Genomic DNA, 22606 nt, shown 5'->3' on the forward strand with positions numbered 1-22606 from the left:
TGCTCGATAATGCGTTATTCGACTGAAATGATATACGGATATAATGGCTGTTTACCATCATACAGTTCAACTTCCGTGTGACTAAAGTTATCCTCTACATAACTAGCAATGGAAGAAGCGTCCTCTTCGCTAACATCTTCACCATATAAAATCGTGACAATTTCATCATCTTCATCAACCAAAGAAGCTAAAAGAGTCTTCATCGCTTCGTCCAGTGAAGGTGTCGAGATTATTATTTTGCCTCCCGATATTCCCATGAAGTCGTCTTTTTTAATGTCTACACCGTCAATGGATGTATCCCGTACGGCATGCGTAACTTGTCCTGTTTTAACGCATGCAGCTGCATCTTGCATCGCAGCTGCATTGGCAGTCACTTCAGCTTCAGGATTAAATGCCAGGATAGCTGCAAGTCCTTCAGGCACTGTCTTCGTAGGTACGACAGCTGCTTCAATGCCGATTACTTCAGCGGCTTGCTCGGCTGCCATAATGATATTTTTATTGTTCGGTAAAATAAGGACGCGCTCCGCGCCGACTTCCTTAATCGCCTTGACAATATCTTCCGTAGATGGATTCATTGTTTGTCCGCCCTCAATAACAGCAGATGCACCAACGCTTCTTAACAATTCAGCAATACCTGATCCCATAGCAACTGTAACGACTGCATACGGATGTTTAACAGCTTCTTTTTTCACCGCATTTTGTGTCGAATGATTCTCTCCGACGATTTCAATATGTTGTTCACGCATATTTTCAATTTTTATTTTGATAAGTGAACCGAATTTTTGACCGTAATTTAATGCGTCACCCGGTTCTTCTGTGTGAATATGTACTTTTGCAACTTCCTCATCGGAAATGACAAGAAGCGAATCACCATATTGGCTTAATGCTTGGCGAAATTCAGATTCGTCATAGGGATTCGTTGCTAATTTTTCGGCTTCGAATTTCACCATGAATTCCGTACAATAGCCGAATTCAATATCTTCCGTATTCATAAATCCTTGGACACTACGGTGGTGCTCAGCATTCACCAAATCATCCATCGATCCGACAACTGTCCGTTCTGGAAGTTCTTCACCTTTTAAGCATGCTAAAAAGCCCTCGTACACATAAACGAGGCCTTGACCGCCACTATCCACGACGCCAACTTCTTTTAAGACTGGCAATAAATCTGGAGTGCGCTCAAGTGAAGCTTTCGATTCCTCCACGATTGCTTCCATGACCTCAATGATATCCTCAGTTGATGCAGCTTTTTCTACGCCAACATTTGCGGCATCCTTGGCAACCGTTAGGATTGTTCCTTCAACTGGCTTCATCACTGCTTTATATGCCGTCTCTACACCATACTTCAAAGCCGCTGCAAATTTTTCACCATTCACAGTCGCTTCCTGTTCAACTGATTTTCCAAAGCCACGAAATAATTGCGACAGAATGACACCTGAATTACCACGCGCCCCCATTAGCAAGCCTTTCGATAATGCCTGTGCAGTTTGCCCCAGGTGAGCAACAGCATTTTCTTCCGTTTCTTTCGCTCCTGATGACATGGACAAATTCATATTTGTACCTGTATCACCATCTGGAACCGGGAACACGTTTAGCGAATCGACATAGTCAGCATTTTGATAGAGATGGTGAGCACCCATCTTGATCATTTCCGCAAACTTTAAACCATCAATAGACTTCATTAAATTTACTTCCTCCCTCACAGGTTTGTCACTCGGACTCCCTGGACAAAAATATTAACAGATTTGACAGTCATGCCAACTGCCTTTTTTAATGTATACTTTACTTTTGATTGGACTTGATAGGCAACTTCTGAAATTTTAGTACCATATCCTACAATGACATACATATCAATATGCGTATCTTCTCCAACGTTACGGACGATGACTCCACGGGAAAAACTTTCTTTCCGAAGAATCTCTGTCAGTCCATCCCGAATCTGATGCCTTGAAGCCATACCGACAATCCCGTAACATTCGATAGTCGCCTCGCCAACGATTTGAGCGATGACGTCGTTTGTAATATCGATTTTACCGTATTCATTTTTCAATTCAATTGACATAGTTAGGTCCCCCTTGCATCTTTTCTCGCTACACCCATTGTACTATATCCCCAATAATAATAAAAGAAAGCATTCTAACTCATCAAGACAAAAACCGTTTATAAAAATCGTGTAAAGGGAATTACCTTGAAAGATGTCGTAAAAAAGGTTGCAACACCGTATGTCATATGATACATTATTATGGTATGCGAATAACAAGTAAATCGCTTAATCATCATTCGCAAGGAGGTACTAACTATGGCTAAAGAATGTGCTATTACAGGACGCAAAGCCCGTACAGGTAACACGCGTTCACACGCATTGAACTCAAGCAGACGTACATGGGGTGCGAACCTTCAAAAAGTCCGTGTTCTTATTAACGGTAAACCTAAACGTGTATGGGTCTCTGCAAGAGCCCTTAAATCAGGTAAAGTTCAACGCGTTTAATTCTAGTATCTTACAACTAGATATGAACGGGAAATAAAACACTAGGCTGAATTGCTTCAGCCTAGTGTTTTTTCTTTTCTCTTTTTTTTAGGTTTATTACTAGCACTTGCAGTTGCTTTTGTCGAATCCTCTTTTTGAAAAACAACCAAGCACTTCCGAACGAGACCACTCACAACTTTCGGCATCGTAAATGTATAAACGCGCAATTCCCCACTCCTTTCAGGAATCTGAACTTCTTACCATTAAGCATATGCCCTGATGGAATGAGATAGTACAGACTTCTGCAGCAGGTTCATTACTCGTAAATTTAGTCATGCCCGTTTCAAGTCTAGCATCAACCGTTTCATACTTAAAACCGGACAGCGTGAGACCTAAAACATCTCCACCAAAAGGAAAAAAAGATATGTATGCGAAACGATCTTCACGCGCACACTCATGAACGCCTGGAAAAAGAATTGATAACTCGTTTGTTTTATTGCGAATGGAAAATGCAATCTCTCTATGCTGCATCTGAAGGCGGTACAACAGGTGGAGGGCAGATTCCATATGATCTAACCTTCCTCCTGTAACACCTGTTAAAATAACGCGTTCAGGATTATATGTGAGCGCACGGTCAACCGCTAGTTCCGTGTCAGTTTCATTTTTCTCCGAACGAAACCGTCCCACTTTATGAACAGCTGCTGCAATTTGATCGTACTCTTCACTCGTCACCGAGTCGAAATCCCCGACAGCTTCGTGTGGAGTAATTCCTTGTTGCAGCAAGTGTAAGGCTCCCCTGTCCGCACCAATGAATACAGTATCGTCTTGCAGAAATTCCGTCATATCTACAATTTCTGGGTTAGGTCCCCCTGCACAAATGACGGCAACTATCATGGTCTAAGCGCACCCTCACCCGCTACCTTAATGCGTTGCAAAGCTTCTGCACGGTCAGGCGCATTAAAGACAGCTGATCCTGCAACAAGAATCGTTGCTCCAGCCTCAACACACGGAATAATCGTTTCTTCATTGACACCGCCATCGATTTCAATATCAATCGGTAGATTACGTTCACGAATAATAGCTGCTAATTGTTTTACTTTTGGAAGTACGGAATAAATGAATTTCTGACCGCCAAATCCTGGATTTACCGTCATAAACAACACCATATCTACTTCTTCCAGCACATGTTGAATCGTTTCAACCGACGTATGTGGATTCAATACGACACCCGATTTTACACCAAATGATTTAATGAGTTGCAGTGTACGGTGTAAATGCGGACACGCTTCCACATGAACCGTGATATAATCTGCTCCCGCTTTCGCGAACTGTTCAATATACGCATCAGGGTTACTAATCATCAAATGGACATCTAACGGTAATTTAGTTACCGGTCTAAGTGCCTCTACTGCGATTGCCCCCATTGTAATATTCGGAACAAAATGGCCGTCCATGACATCGATATGAATGAGCTCTGCTCCAGCTGCTTCTACTTCTCTTACTTCATCGGCAAGTTTTGAAAAATCTGCTGCTAAAATGGAAGGTGCTATTTTAATCATGTTTGTCATACCTCGGCTTCCTGTCAAGTATTTCCTGCATAAATTGCAAGTAGTTTTCATAACGATGACGCGGCATTTCTCCAGCCTCCACTTGCTCTTTCACTGCACACTTCGGCTCTTTCATATGCAGGCAACCTCGAAATTTACACATCGCAGATAGCTCATCCATATCTACGAAATAATAGGATAATTGCTCCTTGTCGATATGATCAAAATCAAGTGAGCTAAATCCTGGTGTATCCGCTACAAGCCCCCCGGCAATTTCAAGCAACTCCACATGACGCGTTGTATGCTTCCCACGACCAAGTGCTTCTGAAATTTCACCGGTTTTTAATGCTAACATCGGCAAGACAGTATTTAATAAAGTCGATTTTCCGACACCTGACTGCCCTGCTAAAACGGTTGTCTTACCTTTCAAATACGGTTGCAATATATCCGAAAGAGATTCATCGTCAATAAAGGTTTCAATCACATCGTACCCGATTTTTTTGTAATAGGCCGCTGCTTCCGCCACTTTCTCAAGTTCTTCAGCGCATGCCAAATCTTTTTTCGTCAAACAGATCACCGGCTTTACACCAAATGATTCGACGACCACAAGAAAACGATCCAGCAAATGTGGACTAAAAGCAGGCTCTACCATTGAAAATACAAGCAAAGCCTGGTCAATATTAGAAATCGGCGGGCGCACAAGCTCATTACGACGCTCATGAACGACTGTAATGAGCGCATCATTATCACCATCCGGCACATATGTCACAAAATCTCCAACAAGAGGATGGATACCACGGTTTCTGAACACTCCACGGCTCTTACATTGAATCAATTGCCCATCTTGTTCTACATAATAAAACCCACTAATCGCTTTTCTAATTTGTCCTTCCGGCATTCAATTCCTTCTTTCTAGTCGTTGTATTCGACCGATTGCTCGGCAATAATATTGCCATTACGCGTAATCTTATAAGCCCCTGATTGACCTTCTTCTAGTTCAATCTTAATCTGCTTCGTCGTATTCTCCGTAATCATGAAAACCTCTACTGGATCGACCATCGTATTCGACTTATCCTGGACATAGATTTTAATCTCTTGAGGGACTTGTTCCGGTTCTATCCAGTTGCCATCCTCGTCCATTTCATACTGCTCAATCACTTCAGGTACATATTCGATTGTTACTGTATGGACAATGTGCTTCACCGGCTTTTTCTCTTCACCTTTCGACAAAGCAACCTCCACTTTGTCTCCCTCTTTCATGTCGGTTCCCTGTCTAGGACTTTGCCAAACAACTTGTCCCGCAGGCGCTGTAGGGTGATACTCTTCTTTCACAACGGTAATCTTGAAGCCAGTCGTCCTGGCATAGTCATTCAACGCTTGTCTATCGCGTCCTATAAGATTTTCAAGCTTTTGGGGTTCTTTCCCTTTACTAATTGTAAATACTACGATAGTTTCCTCTGGCACTACTTCGGTATCAGCTACTGGATCCTGCTCCAAAATAGTACCAGGCTCTTCATCCGCAAATATTTCTTTCGGATCACTTAATTGGAAGCCTTGTTTCGACAAAAAGTCAGCAACTCGCTCAAAGCCTTGCCCTCTATAATCATTAAACGTAGTCATATTTTTGCCCGTACTAATATATAAAGTGATCAAGGACCCGACTTCTCGTTTCTTGTCAGCTTCTGGGTAGGTACGAATGACTTGCCCTTTTGCAAATTCTTCGGATGGTTCTTCATTTCTTTCATCCACTTTAAAGCCTTTTTCCTCCAGCATATCGATTGCTTCCGCCACTTCTTTCCCAGTCACGTCTGGAATGGTCTCTGTTTTAGGACCAAACAGACTCGGCAGTAACAATAATAGTAGAACTAGGATGAATACACCAGCGATTCCCCCAACAATGAGAGGCCATTTTTTACGCTTTTTAACAGGTGCTTGGGGTGTTTCAACGACAACTGGCTCTATTTTTTTGACCTTTTCAACAACCTCGAACTTGGATGCTTCCGTCACAATGGGTATAGCATGTGTCCGATCATCGTCAAACGGTAAGCTAAATTTTGGGTCCGTTGCTCGTTCTGGCGATAATGCTGTCAGTAAATCATCATACATTTCATCCGCTGAACGGTAACGATGTCCAGCATCTTTCGCGGTTGCTTTCAAAATAACATTTTCAACACTTTGTGGAATGGACGGGAATAACTCTCGAACAGAAGGCGTTTCTTCCTGTAAATGCTTTAATGCAATGGCAACAGCAGTCTCCGCTGAAAACGGCAATTCACCTGTCAATAATTCATAAAAGACAATGCCTAGCGAATAAATATCCGATTTCTTTGTCGCCATGCCGCCGCGCGCTTGCTCAGGTGATAAATAATGTACTGTACCAATGACAGAGTTTGTTTTCGTATGCGCAGTCGCACTGAGTGCCATCGCGATCCCGAAATCCGTGATTTTCAAATTACCTTCTGTATCCATCAAAATATTTTGCGGTTTAATATCCCGGTGAACAATGCCGTTATGATGAGCATTTGAAATAGCTGAAACGAGTTGTCGCATGATCGGCAATGCCTGTTTAGGCGACAATGGACCGTTCGATTGAATGAATTTTTTCAATGTCTGCCCTTCGACATACTCCATCACAAGGTAAAGAAGTTCTCCTTCTTCTCCCACATCGAAAATATCGACAATATGCGGATGCGTCAGACTTGTTGCAGACAGTGCTTCTCGCTGAAATCTTCGTTTGAGCTCTTCTTCATTGGCAAAATCATAATTCAATACCTTAATGGCGACGTCTCGGTTGAGAATCATGTCGTGTGCTAGATAGACTTTCGACATGCCCCCATCACCGATACTTTTAAGTATTTCATAACGCTCTCCGATTCTACTTCCAATCATGGATGATTCACCTCCAATTTAGTAGAATCAATCAAAATGACGGAAATATTATCTTCTCCGCCCCTGTTATTCGCTAAATCCACTAGTTTTTTCACTTTGTCATGTAGTGTTGTATCCTCTAAAATAACTTCTTGTATGAGCCGTTGATCGACTTTATTGCTAAGGCCATCTGTACATAATAATAAGTAGGATTTATCATTTAACTCGATTGAATAATGGTCAGGTTCAATGGTCTTTTCGGAACCAATCGCCTTCATAATCCAGTTCTTCTGGGGATGAACTGCCGCCTCTTCCTCAGTAATTTCCCCACTATCCAGCAGGACATTGACATAGGAATGATCTCGCGTCACTTGGAGAATGCCATTATCATTAATGGCATAGACACGGCTATCGCCCGTGTGAGAGATTAGACAGTTGCGGCCACGGATAAGTGCAGCCTCTAATGTTGTGCCCATCCCTTTCAGGTCTTCATTTTCATTGGCATGATTATAAAGTAATCTGTTGACATGATTAACGACTTCTCGAAGCCATTCTGCCCAATTCTGTTCATCTTCGAAGTTAGCCATGTCGAGTTCCATGAATTGTTCGCCAATTACTTGAATGGCTGTTGAACTTGCATAATCCCCCCCGAGATGACCACCCATTCCATCTGCAATGACTGCTAGAATGATGCCATTTGGCAGTGTAAAAACGGCGGCACTATCCTCGTTGACTGTTCTTTTCTTACCTACATCTGATAAGATTCCGAATTGCAACGTCCATCCCCCCTTGTTTGTTTCAAGTTCTCTATAAAAACCGCTGATTTACTGTTGTTTTTTACGGAAGGCGGCGACGAAGAATCCGTCACTACCGAAATGTTGCGGTAGCACTTGGAGTGTGTCTTCTTCGATTGCTAATTTGTCAATTTCATTCAACTGAGCCAATGGGATTTTCTCCATATCTGTATGGCGTGCTAAGAAACGGTCGACCATTCCACGGTTTTCCATATGCTCCACTGTACATGTACTATAAACGATAATGCCATCCGGTTTGATTAATTCACGTGCGGTGTCGAGTAAGTCCGATTGAATTTGTACGAGACCATTGAAATCGGCTTCTGTCTTATTGTACTTAATTTCAGGTTTTCTACGTATAACGCCTAGACCACTACATGGTGCGTCGACGAGAATACGATCGAAGGAAGAAGCAGCATACAGTTCCGTCAATTTCCGGCTATCTCCACTTTGCGCTTGTATAGACGTTAGACCAAGTCGCGTTGCATTGGCTTCAATGAGCGCCATTTTATGTTCGTGGATATCATGCGCGAACACTTCGCCTGTATCTTTCATCTTCTCGGCAATATGGGTCGTTTTCCCTCCTGGTGCTGCACACATATCGAGTACTTTCATGCCTGGTTGTACATCTAATGCCAATACAGGTAGCATGGAGCTTTCATCTTGAATCGTAATCAAGCCTTTTTTATAGGCTTCTGTATTTGCTGGATTGCTGTTGATGGAAACGATACATTCTGGAACCACTTCGCCTGCTCTCACTTCAATGCCTTCCGCTTCAAGAGATGCTATTACTTCAGCTACTGTCGTTTTTGCCGTATTGACACGAACCGTCATTGCAGGCGGGTTATTATTTTCATGTGCCATAATGGCTGCTTCTTGTTCACCGAACTGTTCACTCCAGCGCTTGATGAGCCATTCAGGATGACTCGTTTCAATTGCTGTTTTCGCAATGCCATCCGCCATGTCGTCTAATGAACGAACACCTTTGCGTAAGACAGAACGAAGAATGCCGTTAACTGTTGGCGCAATGCGTTTATGTCCCCGTCTTTTCGCAATTTCTACCGCTTCATGAACAACAGCATGCGGCGGGATTTTCGTCAAAAAGACAATCTGATACAACGACATTCTTAGTAATTCTCGTACCCAGCCATCCAATTTTCCACGAACAAAAGGCTCAAGATAATAGTCCAGTGCCATGCGATGTTGCAATGTACCATAAGTCAATTCCGTCAACAATCCACGGTCTTTTGTTTCAATACCGTATTTGTCAATCGTTCGATGTAGCAATAAATTGCTGTATGCTTGGTTATTATTGATTTCCATTAAGATAGATAATGCTGCGTCACGGACGTTGCCGTTCCAGATTTTCTTTTTTGGTCTAGTATTCATTCAAATCGGTCCCCTTCGTTCCATTTCGATCCGGTTCCACGAACAAATACATCCGCTGGCATCCGTTTTTTTCCGGCTGGTTGGAGGTCCGTTATAGCAATTGCAACGTCATCGCCTGCTTTGACGATGATTTTGTCTGGTTCAATTTTTATAATTGTGCCTGGTTCAGCATCTACCTGCGTAGCTACCTTTTCACTCCACCACACCTTGACGTTTTCACCTTGAATCGTCGTATAAGCAACCGGCCACGGATGAAGTCCGCGAACTTGATCATAAATGGATTTGCCGCCTTTTGACCAATCAATGCGCTCTTGTTCACGAGAGATATTACGTGCAAATGTCACAAGGGATTCATCTTGAACCGTTTTGTTATTTGTACACTCTAGTATAGAAGGAAGTGTTTCTTTTAATAGTCGCGTTCCTGCTACGGACAATGCTTCGAATAGCAGTCCCGTATGGTCTGTATCCGCGATCGGTACAACCACCTGTGAAATGATATCGCCAGCATCTAGTTTTTCGACCATATACATAATTGTCACACCAGTTTCTGTTTCTCCGTCCATAATGGACTGATGGATGGGTGCACCGCCACGGTATTTTGGCAATAAAGAAGCATGGACATTAATGCAACCGAGCCTAGGGACTTCCAACAATTCCTTCGGTAAAATCTGACCAAAGGCTGCAGTCACAATGAGGTCTGGTTGGAGTGCAATAATTTCCGCCAGTTCACTAGAACCTGTTAGTTTTTCAGGCTGAATAATCGGTAAGCCCAGTCGAAGCGCCTCTACTTTTACAGGTGGAGGTGTTAGTACGCGTTTGCGTCCGACCGGTCGATCGGGTTGCGTGACAACTGCTGAGATTGTATGACCTTCATCATGCAACATCGTTAGCACTGACACTGAAAATTCAGGGGTTCCCATAAAGACGATATTAGTCATGGTCACTTACCTCCTCTTCTTCATCCAACTCTTCGAATTCAGATGGATCGACGACACGAATAATTTTCGAATCGAATAACACACCATTCAAATGATCGATTTCATGAAGAATAGCTCGTGCTTCATAATCTTCCGCTTCAATTTGGTACAAGGAACCATCCCGCTCCTGCGCCTCTACACGAACAAAAAAGGGTCTTTCTACTTCACCATATAGCCCTGGGAAGCTAAGGCAGCCCTCAATTTCAACTTCAGAACCTCCAATAGCCGTCACAACAGGGTTGACCATTTCAATAACGTCCTGACCCTCACCCATATCCACAATCGCCACGCGTATCGCCTCGCCAATTTGTGGTGCTGCGAGGCCTACGCCATCCGCCGCAACCATCGTGTCGTACATATCATCTAAAAGCTTCGCAAGCTTTTTATCAAATTTCACTACTTCTTTACACATTTGCTTAAGCACCGGTGCTGGATGCTCTACGATTTTACGTATTGCCAATTCAATTCCTCTTTTCGTTTATTCAATAAATGGACACTGGTTCAACATCAACAGTCATTGTGAGGCCTGCTTTGATCCAGTCTGTCCGGTAGTATTTAATGAGTTGTTGCAAAGTCTCTGTCAACTTGGGCTCTTTTTTGTATTTTATCAAACATTGGTAACGATATCTATTATTGACACGGCTAATGGCAGCCGCTGTTGGACCGATGATGACGGTATTCGGCGATAAGTTCCCTTTTAAGAACCTAGCTCCTTTATCCGCAAAGTCGGCTACTTTCAACAAATCTTCATGCGTAAACTGGACGAGCGTGACAAAATAAAAGGGCGGGTAGCCATACTGTCTCCTAGCCGCCATTTCCAAATGATAAAAAGGCTCGTAATGCTGGGCCTTTGCCAATTCGATCGCGTAATGCTCCGGAGAATACGTTTGAATAAAGACTTCCCCAGGCAATTCGTGACGGCCTGCTCGTCCACTCACTTGTGTCATGAGCTGGAACGTCTTTTCCGCAGCACGGAAATCAGCCAAATGTAACGTCGTATCCGCCGCCAGTACACCGACCAATGTAATATTCGGGAAATCGAGCCCCTTGGCAATCATTTGCGTCCCAAGTAAAATATCCGCCTGTCCTTCGCTGAACTGCCTTAATAACCGTTCATGAGATCCTTTTTGACTGGTCGTATCGACATCCATGCGAATGACGCGCGCTTCTGGAAACAGTTTTGCAATTTCCTCTTGTGCTTTTTGTGTTCCTGTCCCAAAAAAGCGGATATAATCACTTTTACATTGTGGACATTCAAGAGGGACATGTTCTTCATGACCACAATAATGGCATTTCAGCCGTTCATTCGCACGATGGTATGTCAACGAAATATCACAGTTCGGGCATTCTACAACCGTTCCACAATCCCTACATAACACGAAAGAAGAAAAACCTCGCTTATTGAGGAATAAAACCGTCTGTTCCCTTCTCTCCAGGCGGATACGAACCGCTTCCGCTAACGGCAATGAAAACATTGAACGGTTACCATTTTTTAATTCATCTCGCATATCGACGACTGTTACCGCAGGAAGTTCCTGGTCTTTTGCTCGTCTTGTCAACGTCAGCAATGTGTAGACCCCTTTAGTCGCTCGCGCATAGGATTCCAATGATGGCGTCGCGCTACCTAAAATAACCGGACAGCCATAATATTCCGATCGTTTAATCGCAACATCTCGTGCATGATAACGCGGTGTATCCTCTTGTTTATAGGTCGATTCATGTTCTTCATCGAGAATGATGATACCGATATTTTCAAACGGGGCAAATATTGCCGACCTTGCACCAACGACAACTTTAACTTCGCCTCGTTGAATCTTACGCCACTCATCGTATTTCTCTCCTGCCGACAAGCCACTGTGCATCACAGCAACGAGTGGACCGAAGCGTTCTTTAAAACGCGACGTCATTTGCGGTGTCAACGAAATTTCTGGCACGAGAACGATAGCTTCCTGCCCTTTATCCAACACATGTTTAATCGCTCGCAAATACACTTCTGTTTTCCCACTACCTGTTATGCCATGAAGAAGAAACGTCTCCGCCTTATGCTGATCTGCAGCATTTCTGATTGCCCCAAGTGCGATACGCTGTTCCTCAGTCAACTCCACTGGAATCGCCGTATCTTTCAACTGTGGCGCTTCAGGCTCTCGGTATACTTCCGTGTATTGTTCTGATGCAGCCCCTCTTTCGATAACCGCTTTTAACACAGCAGACTGGATGCCCGATTGCTCCATTAGTTGTTTCGCAAGGATTGATTGTCCTGCACGATCTTTCATCCAATGCAGCAATTCAATTTGCTTTTTCGCATTGGCAGACATCGCGTTGAGTACTGTTTGCAATATCTCATCATTTGCGATTTGAATCATGCGTACTTTTTTGACAGCCGTTTTTTGATTGACAGCCGTATCGACTGTAATCATGCCTTGGTCAGCATAGCGTTTAACTGTTTTCAGCAGCCCTAACGTATCTGCTTCTTTTAACGAAACCCGTTGCCGTCCTGCCAGAAATCGAAGAAAATCCTCATCTTCAATATTGTCCGGCTGTTCCACAACGATGAATTTTTCGTATTTTGCACGCATGGCGGCTGGTAGCATCACTTGCAGCGCATCAATTTCGTAGGCCAATGTCTGCGTCGCTAGCCAGCGTGATAAGGTTAATAATTCAGCAGAAATGATTGGCTCTAAATCGATTAATTCATCAATCGGTTTCAATTTGGCTACATCAAGTCCGCTCTCTTCTTTTAACGCTGTAACATAGCCCAATACTTTTCTCGGCCCAAACGGGACTTTTACACGGCTACCCGCTTCAATAACAGCAACCATTGTGTCAGGCACAACATAATCGAACGGCCGATCAATCGGATAAGCCGACACGTCGACAATGACTTCAGCGATCATTGAGCTGTTCACTTTCTTCATTTAGAATTGCTTCAAATAATACTTTCGCTAATTCTTTTTTTGCCATAGCTTGGAATGGCTGATGTGTGCCTCGTTTAGATAGCAGTGTGACAACATTTGTATCACTGCCAAATCCTCCATCCGGGTCTGTAACATCATTGACAATGACGTAATCTAAGTTTTTACTTTCTAATTTCCCCGCACCATAGCCAACTGCATTCGTTGTTTCTGCAGCAAAACCAACAAGGATTTGGTTGGTTTTCATACCACCTATCGTTTTTAAAATATCAATCGTTCTTTCAAGTTCAATAACCGAATCTCCCAGTTGTTTTTTCATCTTTTCCGGATGAATATCTTTTGGGCGATAATCGGCAACTGCAGCAGATTTGACAACAATATCAGCATCATCAAACTGTGTACGCACTGCTTCCAGCATGTCTGCTGCACTTTCCACATCGATAACAGTCATACCTGTTGGTTTATCTAGTCCTACAGGTCCAGAAATGAGAACCGTTTCTGCCCCAAGCGCCGCGGCAGCTTCTGCCATCGCATAGCCCATTTTGCCACTAGAGAAATTTGACACATAGCGCACCGGGTCTATCCGTTCACGCGTTGGACCAGCTGTAATGACAACTTTCTTGCCCGACAACGGAAGGTTGTTCGTTGTTGTAAAACGTTGAGTAATGAGTTCCACAATTTTTTCCGGTTCTTCTAAACGCCCTTTACCTACATAACCACATGCCAAAAAGCCCTCGGATGGTTCGATGAATCGATAACCGTCCGCGTGCAAGGTAGTAATGTTGCGTATAACCGCTTTATTTTCATACATATGAACATTCATAGCAGGTGCAATCCATACTTCCGCTGTTGTTGCTAACAGTGTTGTCGTGACCATATCATCCGCAATGCCATTTGCTAGTTTACCAATGACATTTGCTGTCGCCGGTGCGACAACAACGAGATCAGCCCAATCAGCTAAATCGATATGCGCAATGACGCGAGAATCTTTTTCATCGAACGTATCATTAAAAACTTCATTGCGAGACATCGCTTGGAAGGTCAGCGGTGTGACAAATTGCTGTGCCGACTCCGTCATAATTACCTTTACTTGTGCTCCTGCTTGCGATAGCTTACTAACAAGTGCAACAGCTTTATATACTGCAATTCCACCAGTGACACAAAGGAGGATTTTTTTGTTTACCAACACTGTCCTCATCCTTTCTAAAATGACAAACTCCCAAAGAAAATTCGTTTCTAAGGGAGTATAGCGTATGCTTATTTTAATGATAGTACGTGATAAAACTAGACCAAATTACACTTCGTCTTCGTAAACGATTGAATCATCTTGTTTTTCTTTTGATAAAACGCCAGCCGCTACTTCTTCAAGTGCTTTACCAACGTTTTTATGTGATTTATACGAAGTGAGAAGTCTTGTTCCCTCTTCTTGCATTTGACGTGCACGTTTTGAAGCAAGTGTGACCAGTGTGTATTTAGAATCAACTTTTTCTTTTAATGAATCAAGTGTTGGTGTTAACATAATTTATTCCCCCTCCAGCATAAGTAAGTAGCGTTTTTCTACACGTTCTCTACGGCAATGTTCTGCTAAAACAATGGCATTGACCCGATCACAAGCATGTGAAACTTCGTCATTTTCGACGACATAATCGTATAAATTCATCATCTCAAGCTCTTCTCGTGCTTTCGCGATGCGAGTGGCAATAACATCTGGTGCCTCAGTTCCTCTACCCACAAGGCGATCTTCCAGTTCTGATAAACTCGGTGGTGCTAGGAAAATGAATAGCCCATCTGGAGCTTTTGCTCGGACTTGTGCAGCCCCAACTACTTCAATTTCAAGAAAAACATCTCTTCCTGCATCCAGTGTTGCATTGACATAGTCGAGTGGCGTGCCGTAATAATTGCCGACATACTCGGCGTGCTCCAGCAATTTACCTTCTTCAATGAGTTGTTCAAATTCCACTCTCGATTTGAAGAAATAATCTTCCCCATCTACTTCACCTTCGCGTGGACTTCTTGTCGTCATCGATATGGAGTATTCATAGTTCGTATCAGGTTGAGAAAAAAGCTCTTTGCGCACTGTCCCTTTCCCAACACCAGAAGGGCCGGACAGAACAATCAAAAGCCCACGTTTTTTGTACATGCAATCCCTCTTCTTATCTAGTCTACTTGACGCAAGAGCAAACCCCTTAGTAGGTAGCTCCATTATTATTGTTCAATCAAAACAATCTTCACTTATTATACCATACCGCACGCATAGAGTGGTAAAATGGGACAAAACGAATTGAAAGAGGAATCAGCATGGCATTTGACGGTTTATTCACCACGGCGATGGTGCAAGAATTGCAAGTTCTAAAAAACGGACGCATTTCTAAAATTCATCAGCCGAACGCACAAGAAGTCGTATTTTTGATTCGCTCAGGCGGAAAAAATCATAAACTTCTTATTTCCATCCATTCATCCTATTCACGCGTCCAGCTAACAGAAGAAGCCCTTACAAACCCTTCTGAGCCTCCAATGTTTTGCATGGTGTTGCGCAAACATTTAGAGGGCGGCATGATTACAGCCGTCGACCAATTCGGCACAGACCGAATTATTACGTTCGATGTTCAAGCGAAAAATGAAATCGGCGACGACATTAGCAGAAGATTGTACATCGAAATTATGGGGCGGCATAGTAACTTACTGATCGTTGACCCCGAGCGCAATATTATTGTCGATAGCATGAAACATTTACCACCTTCTGTGAATAGTTATCGTACAGTATTACCGGGGCAACCTTTCATACCCGCGCCGCCGCAAGATAAAACAGATCCATTTAGCGTGACTGAGCAACAATTTAGTACGCTACTGCCACAGTTTGACAGTGCCCGCGATGTTGTCGGGACATTTTCAGGATTTTCACCCATTAATGCGGAAGAACTATTGCACCGATTAAAAAATGTCTCTGCGAATGAAGCATTCGCTGTGTTTACTGCATTCCTCGCTTCATTTAAAGGAACAGCAAGTACACCCAACATTGCGGAAATCGGGACGAAAACGGTATTTTCCGCGGCGGCATTGTCACATGCAGATAAATCAATTGCGGAGTATAGCACTCTCGGTGATTTATTGGATAAAGTGTATTTTGCACGGGCTGAAAGAGAGCGCGTTAAATCGCAAGCAGCAGATCTTGAACGCTGGCTTGATAATGAAATTGCCAAATTAAATTTAAAGGTAAAAAAGCTATCGAAAGAACAAGAGGCTGCTGGGAAACTAGATACGTTCCAGCTGTACGGTGAACTACTTACCGCCAATAGTTATGCGCTTCAAAAAGGGATGACGGAGGCAGTCGTTGACAATTATTATGAAGAAGGAACGACAGTAACTATTCCACTCGATCCAAGAAAAACCCCTATTGATAATGCCCAGCGTTATTATTCAAGGTATACAAAAGCGAAAACAGCGCTCATTATGATTGCCGAACAGCTTGAAAAAGCCGCTGAGGACATCGCTTATTTTGAAATGATCAAACAGCAAGTCATGCAAGCATCCCCTGAAGACATCGAAGAAATACGTGAAGAGCTTGCCGAACTTGGTTTTCTGAAGGCACGTAAGTTGAAAAAGAAGATTAAGCCAAAAAAACCAACACCTGAAACGTATGTGTCAACTGCTGGTGTTAAAATTTCAGTCGGAAAAAATAATAAGCAAAATGATTACTTAACATTCAAGATTGCTGCGCGGGATCAAACTTGGCTGCATACGAAAGATATTCCAGGATCGCACGTATTGATTCACGATACCAATCCCGATGAAGAAACGATTCGCGAAGCGGCGATTCTCTCCGCTTACTTCAGCAAAGCACGCGGCTCGTCATCTGTACCCGTAGACTATACGGAAGTGCGACACGTGAAAAAGCCAAATGGTTCGAAGCCGGGGTTTGTCATTTATTTTGAACAAAAAACGATTTTTGTTACGCCTGATGAGGATATTGTGATGAAGTTGAGGAAGTAATTGGGGAGTTATGCGTGATTCCGGATGAGTCGCCGGTAAATTCGGAAACTCGCTTGTATTTCCTAAACGTATACGTACTTTCTAAAAAAGTGCCTAGCCTACGACAATAATTGTTGTAGGCTAGGCACTTTGTAATTGAGATAAAACTTTTTACAGTCTTTTAGTCAATGGAAAAAACACACAATCCTTAATATTATCACTATCACTGAGGACCATTAACAATCGCTCAATCCCAAATCCCCACCCTGAAATAGGTGGCATGCCGTATTCCATCGCAGTTAGATAATCTTCATCCATCTCCATAGCCTCTACGTCTCCATTCGTTCTAAGCTGCGCTTGTTCCTCTAACCGTTTTCTTTGCTCAATCGGGTCCACTAATTCTGAATATGCATTAATAATTTCTGCCCCATTGACAACTAATTGAAAACGGTCTGTTAGAGTCGGATTAACATCATTAGCCCTAGCAAGTGGCGATAAATCAATTGGGTGCTGAACTAGAAACGTCGGGCGTACAAGATGTGGCCGACATGTTTTTTTATAAAGAAGATCTATAAAATTACCTCTCCCCATTGATTGAATTTCCGAATGGTCCAAAATAATATTTTTTCTCTTCGTTTCCTCATAAAGATCTGGCACATCTGGATAAAGGTCTATATCAATCCCCGTATTGCTCAAAATCAAATCTCTGAAGGATACAACGTCCCATTCTAATGAAAAATCAATGGTTTGACCTTGGACAGTAAGAATAGTCGTTTGGAAGGTTCGATCAAGAACAAACAAAATCATTTCACGCATTAATTTCATCGTATCCTTATAGTTCCAATAGGCAGCATACCCTTCAACCATTGTAAATTCCTGAAGATGCTGTGGACTTATACCTTCATTTCTAAAACACCTTGCAAATTCAAATACTTTCGTAAATCCACCAACAATTAGCCTTTTTAAATAAGTTTCTGGAGCTATGCGTAAGTAAAACTCAGAATCCAAGGAGTTATGGTAAGTTTTAAACGGTCTAGCAAGTGCACCAGACGGTGTTTGCTGTAAAACAGGCGTTTCAACCTCTAAGAAATGTTGATCCTCAAAAAATCTACGTATTGAACTGACCATTTTCGTTCGAGCTAATAGTCGATTTTGTGTTTCCTTTGTCATGATGACATCCAAATAGCGTTGTCGATAGCGAAGATCAATATTGCTTAAGCCACTCCATTTATCTGGAAGGGGACGTATTGACTTTCCAAGAAAGACATAATTCTCAATACGAAGAGTCTTCTCATGCGTTTTGGTGCTATACATTTCCCCCTTCACACCGATAAAATCCCCAATGTCCAGCAAATCATGAAACTGATGAAAGGATTCCTCACCCACCTCTTCTTTTTTCAATAGGAGTTGCAGGCTGCCTTGTATGTTTGAAATCGTGATAAAACCTAATTTACTGAAATGCCTAATACTCATTACTCTTCCAGCGACTTTAACGTTGGAAATTCCATCTTCAAGCATTGCCGCTTCATTCAGCTCATAATTAGTATGAAAACTTTCTGGATGCAATGGAATCCCGCGTGATTGCATCACATCTAATTTCTCTCTTCTACGAATCATTTGTTCATTACTCATGTTCACCACTCCATTTTCTGTTATTGTCTGATGACTATAAATATTTCCCACTAGCTATTTATAGATTTATAAACAACAAAAAACTCCCACCCCCAAGATTATTCATCTTGAGGACGAGAGTTGTGAACTTCGTGGTACCACCTCAGTTTATTGATATGTTGCCATATCAATCTCTTCGGGTACGTCAACTTTCGAGTATACCCTATCTCTATAACGGGAGATCCCGTCGCATGATGGCTTAAGTTTGTCACTTAGTCCCATACGAAGCTCCAAGTCTTTTTTCATTGAGGTTATTATTACTCCTTCACAGCAAACGGAGCTCTCTGAAAATAATTAGTCTCAACTACTCTTCTCTTCATCGCTATCTACTTTATAATTTAATAATTTTTACTATTATATTTAAAACTATATGTGTAGTCAAGTAAAATATTACTAATGCCTGTTTGGCGGTGTCACTGTTGAATTATTTTTATCATCCCTAAAGTACTCCGATAGTTGCACAACCCGAACAACTTGTGTATTCAACTCATGATAAATTCCTCTGCTATCCCGAAACGATATGTATTGGTCTCGCTCACTTCGGATTAGCTCTTCTGCACTTTCAAAGGATTCCATGTGAATAAATCTTCTAATGTAGTGATTTTCATCAAAAAAATAAGTTACTTTGAATTCTTTCATGATTTTTAACTCCTCACATACTGTAAATTACTTTATCCCTATCTACAGGCCCGTCATCTTTCTCTATATCATATCCATTTCATTTTATGCCAAGACATTCATCTCAAAATAAGCATACTTTCATTAAACATAATTTACAGCTGCTCTCTTTAAAAATTTTGATAACAATCTTCCGCTGTGGTTTAATTATAAGAACCTCGTGAACAATGAAACTAACTATCATCATTAATAGAAAGCAGGTACATAACATGACAACCATCATTGAATTAAAAAACTTATCCATCGGTTTACCGAAAAAAATGAAGTATGGACAGGACAAAGAACTAGAAACGGCTATTTGCAAAGAAACAGTTGAGGAAGTCTTTCTAACAAAAGATGGCTTTCGCGGAGATGGCGTAGCAGACTTACAACATCATGGTGGGCTTGACCGCGCAGTTTGTGTCTATCCATATGAGCACTATGCACGTTGGGAGCAGGAGTTTAACAATCCCCTCCCACGCTCGGCTTTCGGAGAGAATATTACCGTAACAAATATGCTTGAACAAGACATTCATATTGGGGATATTTTTCGTCTTGGAGAAGCCGTTATCCAAGTCACACAGGGACGAATTCCATGTAGCACCATTACGAAAAGAACTGACCTACCTCCTCTTCTCAAAGGAATGGTCGATACCGGATTTACGGGTTATTTATGTCGAGTATTAGAAGAAGGCATTGTTCGCGAAGATTCTACCATTACATTAGTAGAATCACATCCACAACAAGTATCTATCCTGTTCGCCAATCAACTTTATTTCCACCGCCCAAAGGATATTGAAGGTATTCAACGAGTGTTGGCTGTTCAGGAACTGGCGCAGGATTGGCGGGAGCGTTTGACGATTCGACTAGAGAAGCTAACAAGTCTTATTTGACATCTCTCTATGCAGCATTATTAAAAGGTGTAGTGCTTAAAACGATGTTAAGCACTACACCTTTTGAATTTATGTATCAAATTACAGTAGAATTTAACCAGTCAAATAAATTAGTGCTGAATATCATTTATTTCCTGGAAATGATATATATACAATTTTTGGATTCATTCTAATGACTACCCCTATATCTTATACATACAGTTCTACCGGTCCACCAGATATAGCAACCCATTCTGTTGGTGTATCAACGACCGTTGCAAACCAATAATAGGGCACGGACATGTCAATTCCATGACAAGCATCATGCCAGATCCCTTTATCCAAAACAATAACTTCCCCTGGACTAATGATAATTGCTTTAATATCTTCCGCCATCGGCTGCTCCTTATTTCCGCTGTTTGCAATCGCCAACACAATTGGATTCGACATGCAAAAGAGCGCTTCCTCAGAATGCAGATGTCTTTCCATTTTAGTCGTTTTACTTGGAAGAGGCGATCCAACGGTTAACCCTAGACTTCCTTGTGAATTTATCAGAGGAGAATCGGTCATGCAATCTTCCCATCCATCACCTTTTGAACGCACAACATTCGAGGACTCACTTTTCATATTGTAATACTTTCCATAAGGTGAGAAGTCAATTGAAGAAATAGGCACTGCTTTAATCTTCATGCCTATCACCTTCTGCTCTAAATTTTTCTATCTTCTTCGGACTAAAAACAGTCATACTCACTCCCTTTGACCCTACCCTTTTCTTTCATAAAATCAATAATCTTCTCACTCGTAGCAACGCCTCCTCGAGGGCCCATTACAGTAACTGCTCGCGCTGCCGCCGCATTTGCAAAATTAGCTACAAGCGCTAGATTATCACTTTTATTTAAAGCATGTATAAATGAACTACAAAATGTATCGCCCGCTCCAGTGACATCCACAACTTCAACCGGAATTCCTGGGACATAAATTTGCTGTTCTTTTGTATACACAACGCACCCATTTTCCGCATGTGTGACTACGATTACTTCAGTTCCAAACGCTAACAACTGAGCGATTGCTTGCTCGGGTGTTTTTCCATCTCGATACACGTCAAATCCGATTGTATTAAAAAATACAATGTCCATCTCTTCAATAAATAGTTCATCGCCAGGCTCCAAATGAGCTACGTCAAGATCATAGACCATTTTCGCACCACTTGCCCTAACTTTCCTAATAATATCGAGTGCACTCAAATCTCCACAGCGCAAAGGTCTGATTTCTGATATACATGTATAAACGTATTGGGCATTGCACATCGCATCGATAATTTCATGCGTCACTTCAAAATGTGTGATACCTAATGTCGGGATAAATAATGTATGGTCATCTTCTGCCAATATAATAATATTCTTGGCATCCGGAAGCGTGTCATCGTGAAGAATATACCGCGTGTCTATGCCTCTATCCTGCAAATCTTTACATAGAACCTGAGTAATATTACCGCTGTTAAGTAAAGCGAGATAGTAAATGTTTTCATTATAAGCAGCATAGACACTTGCCGCATTTGCAATCATTCCGCCTACGTAAGAATCTAATGTCTCAACGAGAACTTTTTCTCGAATCCCCGGCCAATAAGGAGACTTATAATATTCGTCTAACGCAATGTCTCCAACAAAAAAAGAATAATCCTTCTTCATATGAACCCCTCCACTACCAATTGGAATAGCTTATCTTACTTTCTTTACTTCATTCATAAAATGACGAACATGATTAACGCATACATTTCCACTATCATTATACGTATCTTTCAAATAGCTACCTACAATTGCAGCATCTACTAGATCAAGTTGGTTGTCGAGATTATCCGCTGTAATGCCAGCACCGACAACAAGCGGGAAGTCATGCCCCATTATTCTTCTAAACTCTTTGATTTTAGTTATATCGGTTTCTAGACCAGTTCCTTCGCCTGTAACAACGATGGCATCACATCTATCCATGCCGATTTTTAGATCCTCTTCCAATGATCTGCCTGATAGATAGGGTTGATACTTAAATCTAACGCCGCCAAGTATAAAGGCTGTCGTTTGTTTTCGCGCTTTCGTAATCCATTCATGAAACGCAGCATCAGCCTCCAACTCCAGATGTCCTGCCACCGAATCCAACTGAATGAACTTAACATCGTACTTAACAGCAAGTTCAAATGCTTTTTTATCATCATCTAGGACATTAACACCATATACAATATTTTTTCGCTCTTGATAAACATAACTTAACACTTCTTCCACAACTTCTGGCGTGCCGAAATAATTCTCAATAATAACTGCATCTATGCCATTTTCAATTAATTGATCTATTTCAAGTTTAGCAATTTCAATTTTTTCTTCATCACTTTCACCTTTCAAATGTATCATTGCCATTATCGGTTTTTCCACATCAAATAAGCTTAAAAATCCCTTTGTTTTGGTACTCATTTCCTTCACCTCATACTCATA

Annotated in this window: 23 protein-coding genes and 1 other annotated feature; of the genes, 3 read left to right on the top strand and 20 right to left on the bottom strand. The window is 42.0% G+C overall.

The genetic code is table 11. The features are described 5' to 3' along the window. Positions 1–14: 14 nt before the first annotated feature. Both R2B72_RS06015 and R2B72_RS06020 read right to left on the bottom strand, forming a co-directional pair. Positions 15–1682, bottom strand: coding sequence for a DAK2 domain-containing protein (locus tag R2B72_RS06015; protein WP_318615467.1), 1668 nt, complete (start codon positions 1680–1682; stop codon positions 15–17). 17 nt (positions 1683–1699) lie between these two features. Continuing rightward, positions 1700–2062, bottom strand: coding sequence for an Asp23/Gls24 family envelope stress response protein (locus R2B72_RS06020; protein WP_318615468.1), 363 nt, complete (start codon positions 2060–2062; stop codon positions 1700–1702). Between the two features lie 237 nt (positions 2063–2299). Between R2B72_RS06020 and rpmB the strand changes: the two genes are divergently transcribed. Continuing rightward, positions 2300–2488, top strand: coding sequence for a 50S ribosomal protein L28 (gene rpmB, locus R2B72_RS06025; protein ID WP_318615469.1), 189 nt, complete (start codon positions 2300–2302; stop codon positions 2486–2488). A gap of 56 nt (positions 2489–2544) precedes the next feature. Here rpmB and spoVM read toward each other — a convergent pair whose 3' ends face one another. The 13 genes from spoVM to gmk all read right to left on the bottom strand — a co-directional run bounded on the left by spoVM (position 2545) and on the right by gmk (position 15094). Beyond that, entirely contained in the window at positions 2545–2694 is a 150-nt protein-coding gene (spoVM, locus tag R2B72_RS06030; RefSeq protein WP_318615470.1) for a stage V sporulation protein SpoVM, read from the bottom strand. 13 nt (positions 2695–2707) lie between these two features. Then, the gene (locus R2B72_RS06035) at positions 2708–3361 is read right to left on the bottom strand and encodes a thiamine diphosphokinase (protein WP_318615472.1); all 654 of its coding nucleotides are present in this window, start codon (positions 3359–3361) and stop codon (positions 2708–2710) included. Then, entirely contained in the window at positions 3358–4026 is a 669-nt protein-coding gene (rpe, locus tag R2B72_RS06040) for a ribulose-phosphate 3-epimerase (RefSeq protein WP_318615554.1), read from the bottom strand. Before rpe ends, R2B72_RS06035 begins: the two co-directional genes overlap by 4 nt. After that, entirely contained in the window at positions 4019–4912 is an 894-nt protein-coding gene (rsgA, locus tag R2B72_RS06045) for a ribosome small subunit-dependent GTPase A (protein ID WP_318615473.1), read from the bottom strand. The genes rpe and rsgA overlap by 8 nt, the downstream gene beginning before the upstream one ends. A 14-nt stretch (positions 4913–4926) precedes the next feature. Further along, positions 4927–6903, bottom strand: a complete 1977-nt coding sequence (gene pknB / locus R2B72_RS06050; protein ID WP_318615474.1) for a Stk1 family PASTA domain-containing Ser/Thr kinase — start codon at positions 6901–6903, stop codon at positions 4927–4929. Beyond that, complete coding sequence (locus tag R2B72_RS06055; RefSeq protein ID WP_318615476.1) at positions 6900–7658, bottom strand: Stp1/IreP family PP2C-type Ser/Thr phosphatase; 759 nt, start codon at positions 7656–7658, stop codon at positions 6900–6902. Before R2B72_RS06055 ends, pknB begins: the two co-directional genes overlap by 4 nt. A 48-nt stretch (positions 7659–7706) precedes the next feature. Beyond that, positions 7707–9065, bottom strand: coding sequence for a 16S rRNA (cytosine(967)-C(5))-methyltransferase RsmB (gene rsmB, locus R2B72_RS06060; RefSeq protein ID WP_318615477.1), 1359 nt, complete (start codon positions 9063–9065; stop codon positions 7707–7709). Continuing rightward, positions 9062–10003: a methionyl-tRNA formyltransferase gene (fmt, locus tag R2B72_RS06065; protein WP_318615478.1), complete on the bottom strand. Its 942-nt coding sequence runs from the start codon at positions 10001–10003 to the stop codon at positions 9062–9064. Before fmt ends, rsmB begins: the two co-directional genes overlap by 4 nt. Continuing rightward, positions 9996–10502, bottom strand: a complete 507-nt coding sequence (def, locus tag R2B72_RS06070) for a peptide deformylase (RefSeq protein WP_318615479.1) — start codon at positions 10500–10502, stop codon at positions 9996–9998. The genes fmt and def overlap by 8 nt, the downstream gene beginning before the upstream one ends. Positions 10503–10524: 22 nt before the next feature. Next, a complete protein-coding gene (priA, locus tag R2B72_RS06075; protein WP_318615556.1) occupies positions 10525–12936 on the bottom strand; it encodes a primosomal protein N' in 2412 nt (803 codons plus the stop codon). Beyond that, the gene (coaBC, locus tag R2B72_RS06080) at positions 12926–14143 is read right to left on the bottom strand and encodes a bifunctional phosphopantothenoylcysteine decarboxylase/phosphopantothenate--cysteine ligase CoaBC (RefSeq protein WP_318615480.1); all 1218 of its coding nucleotides are present in this window, start codon (positions 14141–14143) and stop codon (positions 12926–12928) included. Before coaBC ends, priA begins: the two co-directional genes overlap by 11 nt. 105 nt (positions 14144–14248) lie before the next feature. Then, positions 14249–14473, bottom strand: coding sequence for a DNA-directed RNA polymerase subunit omega (gene rpoZ, locus R2B72_RS06085; RefSeq protein ID WP_318615481.1), 225 nt, complete (start codon positions 14471–14473; stop codon positions 14249–14251). A 3-nt stretch (positions 14474–14476) separates the two neighbouring features. Further along, positions 14477–15094, bottom strand: a complete 618-nt coding sequence (gene gmk, locus R2B72_RS06090; RefSeq protein WP_318615482.1) for a guanylate kinase — start codon at positions 15092–15094, stop codon at positions 14477–14479. Positions 15095–15252: 158 nt separating this feature from the next. On the opposite strand from gmk, the gene R2B72_RS06095 reads away from it, so the two are divergent. After that, positions 15253–16944 carry an NFACT family protein gene (locus R2B72_RS06095; RefSeq protein ID WP_318615483.1) on the top strand — a complete coding sequence of 564 codons (1692 nt, stop codon included), beginning with the start codon at positions 15253–15255 and terminating at the stop codon, positions 16942–16944. 150 nt (positions 16945–17094) lie between these two features. Here R2B72_RS06095 and lysS read toward each other — a convergent pair whose 3' ends face one another. Then, positions 17095–18555, bottom strand: a complete 1461-nt coding sequence (gene lysS, locus R2B72_RS06100) for a lysine--tRNA ligase (RefSeq protein WP_318615485.1) — start codon at positions 18553–18555, stop codon at positions 17095–17097. 106 nt (positions 18556–18661) lie between these two features. Continuing rightward, positions 18662–18923, bottom strand: a binding site (T-box leader). A 64-nt stretch (positions 18924–18987) separates the two neighbouring features. Then, the gene (locus tag R2B72_RS06105; protein ID WP_318615486.1) at positions 18988–19233 is read right to left on the bottom strand and encodes a hypothetical protein; all 246 of its coding nucleotides are present in this window, start codon (positions 19231–19233) and stop codon (positions 18988–18990) included. Between the two features lie 248 nt (positions 19234–19481). Here R2B72_RS06105 and R2B72_RS06110 point away from each other — a divergent pair, with 248 nt between their 5' ends. Further along, complete coding sequence (locus R2B72_RS06110; RefSeq protein ID WP_318615487.1) at positions 19482–20144, top strand: MOSC domain-containing protein; 663 nt, start codon at positions 19482–19484, stop codon at positions 20142–20144. A 189-nt stretch (positions 20145–20333) separates the two neighbouring features. Here the strand turns inward: R2B72_RS06110 and R2B72_RS06115 are convergent, their stop codons facing one another. From R2B72_RS06115 to R2B72_RS06125, 3 genes are read right to left on the bottom strand one after another with little or no spacing between them, the layout of a single operon-like run. Beyond that, the gene (locus tag R2B72_RS06115) at positions 20334–20813 is read right to left on the bottom strand and encodes an ureidoglycolate lyase (protein WP_318615488.1); all 480 of its coding nucleotides are present in this window, start codon (positions 20811–20813) and stop codon (positions 20334–20336) included. 41 nt (positions 20814–20854) lie between these two features. Then, positions 20855–21811, bottom strand: a complete 957-nt coding sequence (locus tag R2B72_RS06120; RefSeq protein ID WP_318615490.1) for a carbohydrate kinase family protein — start codon at positions 21809–21811, stop codon at positions 20855–20857. Positions 21812–21841: 30 nt separating this feature from the next. Beyond that, positions 21842–22585: a BtpA/SgcQ family protein gene (locus R2B72_RS06125; protein ID WP_318615491.1), complete on the bottom strand. Its 744-nt coding sequence runs from the start codon at positions 22583–22585 to the stop codon at positions 21842–21844. Between the last annotated feature and the right edge of the window lie 21 nt (positions 22586–22606).

The sequence above is a fragment of the Sporosarcina sp. YIM B06819 genome (genome assembly GCF_033485175.1).
Classification (GTDB): Bacteria; Bacillota; Bacilli; order Bacillales_A; family Planococcaceae; genus Sporosarcina.